At 68.6% G+C, this 4,076-nt stretch carries 5 protein-coding genes and 1 pseudogene; 4 read left to right on the top strand and 2 right to left on the bottom strand.

Going from position 1 to position 4,076, the window contains the following annotated elements; all coding sequences use genetic code 11:
* Positions 1–96 precede the first annotated feature (96 nt).
* Together Q0R23_RS14890 and Q0R23_RS14885 are read left to right on the top strand one after the other, a co-directional pair.
* A pseudogene (locus Q0R23_RS14890) lies at positions 97–481 on the top strand (Uma2 family endonuclease); the annotation flags it as partial.
* Between the two features lie 79 nt (positions 482–560).
* A complete protein-coding gene (locus tag Q0R23_RS14885; protein WP_293914210.1) occupies positions 561–686 on the top strand; it encodes a hypothetical protein in 126 nt (41 codons plus the stop codon).
* Here Q0R23_RS14885 and Q0R23_RS14880 read toward each other — a convergent pair.
* The gene (locus Q0R23_RS14880) at positions 662–1,780 is read right to left on the bottom strand and encodes a GGDEF domain-containing protein (RefSeq protein ID WP_293914209.1); all 1,119 of its coding nucleotides are present in this window, start codon (positions 1,778–1,780) and stop codon (positions 662–664) included. The two genes, Q0R23_RS14885 and Q0R23_RS14880, sit on opposite strands and share 25 nt — an antisense overlap.
* Positions 1,781–1,985: 205 nt before the next feature.
* Between Q0R23_RS14880 and Q0R23_RS14875 the strand changes: the two genes are divergently transcribed.
* A complete protein-coding gene (locus Q0R23_RS14875; RefSeq protein WP_293914208.1) occupies positions 1,986–2,447 on the top strand; it encodes an Lrp/AsnC family transcriptional regulator in 462 nt (153 codons plus the stop codon).
* A 48-nt stretch (positions 2,448–2,495) separates the two neighbouring features.
* Complete coding sequence (locus tag Q0R23_RS14870; RefSeq protein ID WP_293914207.1) at positions 2,496–3,038, top strand: DinB family protein; 543 nt, start codon at positions 2,496–2,498, stop codon at positions 3,036–3,038.
* A gap of 54 nt (positions 3,039–3,092) precedes the next feature.
* On the opposite strand, the gene Q0R23_RS14865 is transcribed toward Q0R23_RS14870, so the two are convergent.
* The coding region (locus tag Q0R23_RS14865) for an alanine--glyoxylate aminotransferase family protein (protein WP_293914205.1) at positions 3,093–4,076 on the bottom strand (984 nt) is incomplete at its 5' end.

Below are 4,076 nucleotides of genomic sequence, written 5' to 3'. Positions count from 1 at the left end.
ACTGGAAGCCGGGGCGGCAGCGAAGGGCGACCTGCTGAAACTGATCCGGCTGATCTACCCAGCGGCGGATTCGGCAGTGGAGCGTACCATACAGCCATGAGCGACCCGGCCTTCCAGCAGATGTCCGAGGAGGAGTACCTGCGTTCAGAGCCCCTCAGCGCCGTCAAACGCGAGTATGTGGCGGGTTTCGTCTACCCGCTGCGAGGCACCTCGCGGGCTCAGACAGGCGCCACCAGCAAGCACGGCGAGCTGTGCATCAGCCTGGTGCTGGCGCTGGCACCGACCACCCGCCAGCAGGGCTGCGCCACCTACCAGTCGGACATGCGCGTCTCCGTTCGCAGCCCGACGGGCAAAGCCGCCTACTACTACCCCGATATTGTCGTCACCTGCGAGCCCCCTGGACGACGACGCGACCATCGCCACCTCGCCCTACCTCATCGTGGAGGTGCTCAGCCCCGCCACCCGGCACAGCGACCTGACCGACAAACTGTGGGCCTACACCAGCCTGAGCAGCCTCCAGACCTACCTGATTATCGAACCCCTCCGAGCGCCTGGTACGGGTGATTCAGCGGCAGGAGGGAGGCTGGACCGAACGCGAGCTGGAGGGCATCGGCGCCGTCACCCTCCCCCGCCCGGACCTGACGCTCACCCTGGACCAGATCTACGGACTCGTCGCGCCCACCTGAGCCACCTGGACACTGTTGCGCCCACCCCGCTTGGCGGCGTAGAGGGCGGCGTCGGCGCGGCGCAGCACGGCCTCCACATCGTTGCCGCCCACCCACTCCGAGACCCCGAAGCTGGCGGTCAGGCGGCCCGCCGGGGCGAAGTCGTGCCCGGCCAGACTGAGGCGAACCCCTTCGGCCAGGGCGCGCGCCTGGGCCATGTCCAGACCCGGCAACACCAGAACGAATTCCTCGCCGCCCCAGCGGGCCAGTATCTGTGGCCGGAGTAGGGCAGCAGTGACCAGCGGGCCGATCTGGCACAGCACGCCGTCACCGACCTGATGGCCGTGCGTGTCGTTGACCGTTTTGAAGTGGTCGATGTCGAACGTCACCACGCAAAACGGCTGGGCGGTGCTCACCAGCGTTTCGAGCAGGCACTGGGCGGCGCGGCGGTTGGGCAGGCCGGTCAGGGCGTCGAGGTACGCCACGGCCCGCGCCTCGTCGAGTTGCAGCCGCAGGCGACTGACCGCGAACTGCGCCAGCACTAGCACGGCGTTGAAAATCAGGTACTGCGCCACCGAGGCGCCGATCCGGCCTGTGAGTTGCCCGGCACCGTAGAGCATGCCCAGCCGCACCGCGCAGATGCCCACCACCCCAGCAAAGATAATCCGGCAGGCCAGCACCGCGCCCCGCGCCGGAAAGGTCACGAAGGCCATGGTGTAGAGAATGGCGATCCAGTACAGCACGCTGCTCGTCGCCTGGTTCTGCGGCACCCAGTAGGTAAAGTCGCGGTTGAGACTCAGCAGCATGACAGCGGCGTAGGCCACGAAGGCGGTGCGCGTCACCGTGCCGACGTTCAGCACCCGCACGAGCAGCAGCAGCGTCAGCGTTGCCAGCAGCAGCGCCAGCAAGGTCAGCGAGGTCTGGAAAAACAAGGTGGTGTACCGCTGGGCCAACAGTCCGATCAGGCACGACAGCACACCCAGCGGCCCCAGCCACAGACAGACGGTGCGCTGCACGCTCTGCCAGGACTCCGCCGAGGCGTGATCCGCCGCAGTGTCGCTGGCGCCCAGGCCCCACACCCTCAGCGAGCGCCACCACCCTGACGCCGCGCTCATTCGCACATCCTCACCGCGCAGGTCGGGGGAGCGTGATCGGGCAGGCGGCAACGGAACATACCTCACCATACCGATTTTCGCCTGTTTGCGGCGGTATACGAAGTGACGGCATATCGCAAGACGGCCCGCCGTGGCACTGGGGACAGCCCGCCGGGCTTGGCATTTGAAAGGAATATGAGTAGACTAGGCGCATGAAGGAACGGCCATGAAGCTGCCCGGCGCCGCACTCGACTCGCTCGACCAGCGCATTTTGCAGGAGGTGCAGGAAGACGCCCGGCTCTCGATGCGTGAGCTGGGGCGGCGGGTGGGCCTGTCGGCGCCTGCCGTCACCGAGCGGGTCCGGCGGCTGGAAGACAGCGGCGTGATCCTGGGCTACGGCGCGCGCGTGGCGAGTCGCCCGCTGGGCCGGGCCATCACGGCGTTTGTCGGCGTGCAGGGCAGCGGCAAGCGCGACCCCGAACTCATTCGCTGGGCACAGGGCAACGACGGCGTGCTGGAATGCCACTCGGTGACCGGCGACAACTCCTGCATGCTCAAAGTCGCCCTGCCCGACGTGGCGGCGCTCGAAAGCCTGCTCGGCGAGCTGATCCAGATGGGTTTTACCTGCGACACCAGCATCGTGCTGAGCACCCCGCTGGACGGCAAACGCCTGACCCTGCCGCGCTGAGGGGGCGGCGAACAGTTCCCGACTGACACGGCGCTGCACAATACCGGTATGAGCCCCTCTTTTGGCAAGACCTCTTCTGAAGACGCTGCTGCTGAATCCGGAGACACTGCTGCTAAGTCCGGCGCCTCGCTGGTCCGGTTGCTGCCGCGCCTGTACCGGGGCGGCCAGGCTTACCTCGGCGTGGAGGGCACCCTGTCGGGTCTGAGCGGCGTTCAGGCCGGGTCGGCGGCGCCGGGGCTGCCCTACAGCGTGGCCGGGCTGCTGGCCCACGTCAACTGGTGGAACGCCTGGATGCTGGCGGTGATCGAGACCGGCGCCCCGGTGCCGTACCCGCCGCACGCCTCGGATACCTGGCCCACCGTGCAGGCCAGCGACTGGGAGCGCCTCAAGGCCGAGTTCTACGAGTTGCTGAGCCGCAGCGACACCCACGCCGCCCGGCCCGATCTGCACCACCCGGTCAACCATGAGGAAACCATCGGCGGGCTGCTGGCCGACTTCGCGCTGCACACCGCCCACCACTTCGGCCAGATCATCGTGGTGCGCCGCCTGATCGGCGCCTGGCCCCCACCCGGCGGCGGCGACACCTGGTAAGCCGGACCTGGTAAGCCGGACCTGGCGAGCCGTACCCGATCAGGGAACGAGGGTTTACCCCGAAATGACCCGCCAGGCCGCCGCCACCGCCGCGCCGCGCTCGAAGGGCACCTTCAGGGCGGCGAAGGCGTCTTCCAGAATTCCGGCCAGCGCCAGGGCGTCGTAGCGGTCGGCGTAACCGAGGGTGCTGATGCGGAACACGGTGTCCTCATGCGGCGCCTGGCCGGGTAAGGCCCGCTGGCCCATCTCGGCCAGTTGCGCGGCGACCCGCTTGCCGCCGACGCCCACAGGGCCGCGCAGCACGGCCACCGCCGGGGTCACCCGGCTGGCCCAGGCCGGTGACCCCAGCGCCGTACCCGCCGCGATCAATGCGTCGTTCTGGCGCTTCTTCTCGGCCCACAGCACTTCCAGGGGCACGCTCAGCAGCCGGTCCAGCGAGGCGCCCAGCGCGTAGACCAGGTTGATGGCCGGGGTCTGGGGCGTGTTGCCCTCCTTCTGGCCGCTCAGTTCGCGCTCCAGGTCGAGGTAGAAGCCCTTGGAGGTGTTCTTGACGAGCCTCGATTCGGCCTGCGGGGAAAACAGCACGAAGCCCAGTCCGGGGGGCGCCGCCGTCGCCTTCTGCGAGCCGGACACCACGGCGTCGATGCCCCAGTCGGCGGCGCGCAGTTCGGCCACGCCGTAGCTCGTCACGCCGTCCACGATGATGATGAGGTCGGGGTTGGTCGCCTTCGCCGCCGCCGCGATGGTTTGGAGGTCGTGCAGCGCCCCGGTGCTGGTTTCACTATGGGTAATGCACAGGGCGTAGGCTCCGGCGCAGGCGGCGGCGATCTCATTTGCGTCCAGCAGCTCGCCCCAGGGCTTTTCCACCTTGGTGACGGCGTAGCCCAGCCGCTCGGCCTGCTCTCCCCAGCGCTCGCTGAACTTGCCTGCCGAGGCGTTGACCACCTTGGCACCTTCGGGCACCAGGCTGACCAGGGCGCCCTCGAAGGCCGCCGTGCCGCTGCCGGTGACGATGACGGCCTCGTAGGGGTCGCCCAG

This window comes from Deinococcus sp. (assembly GCF_025362455.1).
GTDB lineage: Bacteria > Deinococcota > Deinococci > Deinococcales > Deinococcaceae > Deinococcus.
This window is presented reverse-complemented; position numbering and strand designations above follow the sequence as displayed.

What these genes read in the sequence shown, in the direction of transcription:
- Q0R23_RS14870 (WP_293914207.1), top strand. Translation starts at nt 2,496, where the DNA reads ATGAGCCCCTCTTTTGGCAAGACCTCTTCTGAAGACGCTGCTGCTGAA.
- Q0R23_RS14880 (WP_293914209.1), bottom strand. Translation starts at nt 1,780, where the DNA reads ATGAGCGCGGCGTCAGGGTGGTGGCGCTCGCTGAGGGTGTGGGGCCTG.
- Q0R23_RS14875 (WP_293914208.1), top strand. Translation starts at nt 1,986, where the DNA reads ATGAAGCTGCCCGGCGCCGCACTCGACTCGCTCGACCAGCGCATTTTG.